The sequence below is a fragment of the Daeguia caeni genome, assembly GCF_042653845.1.
GTDB lineage: Bacteria > Pseudomonadota > Alphaproteobacteria > Rhizobiales > Rhizobiaceae > Brucella > Brucella caeni.
Genome location: NZ_JBHSEL010000071.1, coordinates 1 through 1318, shown reverse-complemented (window position 1 = coordinate 1318; position 1318 = coordinate 1). Strand labels below are relative to the sequence as shown.

Below are 1318 nucleotides of genomic sequence, written 5' to 3'. Positions count from 1 at the left end.
CATCTGATCCTCCGTAGTTTTTGTAAACATAGAGAATCATAAACTACTGAAATCGCTCAACTTAATTTTCGGTCGGGCTCTTACATGTGCAACCCAGCTCATGCCGCACGGGCAAAGCTATTGTTTTTCCATCCCTCCGCATGTTTTCAACCGGCAGATGTTTCAGTCATTCTTCCAGAACATCCGCCCCCAGGCGAGCAAGCTCGATATTGTATTTTCTTATGAACTCGGCCTGACGAAATTGCTGAATGCAATGAACGAACCGTGGTCGGCGCTTTACAGGCCGGATCCGATGACGGCTGTAAAGCCGGGCTTTGATGGCGGAGTGAATCCTACGCATCTATGCGCCGATGAAATCATTCAGAGACATGGTTTCATCAAGATTGAACGCCTGGTCAAAAACCCGAAACAGCTCAAAAATTCAGCGACCATTCAACATTATTTACAGAAATATAATAATAGTATCAAAAGCGCACCGATGACTGTAAAGCGCAGCGCTCCAAAAGCTGTTGTCGTGTGTCATTGTCATTACATTGAAGTCATTGATGAGCTGATTGAAACCCTAGACAGGGTGCCTGATGGCTGCGTAATATATATTACATCGTCAAAGCCGGAAGTTCTGACCAATTTCAAGCTCAACTGGAGACGGAAAAACGTTCCATTGCATCCGGTCGGAATCGAGAACTGGGGTCGTGATGTACGCCCCTTCACCTATCTCATGCAGAATCTGAAACTGGCTGATGATGTTCCGGTTCTCAAATTGCATGGCAAAAGGAGTCTGTATTCTCCGGAGGGTGATCACTGGCGCAAGGATCTGCTGAATAGTCTCTTGTCCAGTGAAGAAGGGGTTAACCATTGCATTGAGCTGTTCAAGAAGAACCCGAAGCTGGGCATGCTTGGGGCGCCCAATTCCTACGTCAGCAATCTGGAATATTGGGGGGGCAACAAGAATACGGTCAAGGCTCTTCTTGAGCAACAATCCGTCGCATGTAGTGATGAGGATCTTGGATTTTACGCTGGAACCATGTTCTGGATCCGCTCGCAATGTGCGGAAATGATTTTGAAAGATATCTGTCTTCAGGAATTTGAAAAAGAAGCATCCCAGCGCGATGGCACCTTGGCACACGCATTGGAAAGATCAATTCCCATGGCTCTTCGGGCCAAGGGGTGGGATATGATGGAAGTGGGCTCGGACACAATATTGACCCCGGATATGGTCAGGGATCGAAAAGTCATGACCTGCCCCCCGGAAGTTCCCTCGCTGTGATGTAGAGTCTGCCGAACCTGAGAAGGAGCAGACGACATGAGGAAAAGCCGT

1 protein-coding gene is annotated in these 1318 nt (G+C 48.0%); it reads left to right on the top strand.

Annotation, left to right across the window (positions count from 1 at the left end):
* Nucleotides 1-100: 100 nt before the first annotated feature.
* Entirely contained in the window at nucleotides 101-1267 is a 1167-nt protein-coding gene (locus ACFO1V_RS09440) for a rhamnan synthesis F family protein (RefSeq protein WP_380075088.1), read from the top strand.
* Nucleotides 1268-1318: the final 51 nt, after the last annotated feature.

Bases quoted from the DNA above. Each gene is read 5' to 3' on its own strand.
- ACFO1V_RS09440 (WP_380075088.1), top strand. From the start codon at position 101: ATGCCGCACGGGCAAAGCTATTGTTTTTCCATCCCTCCGCATGTTTTC.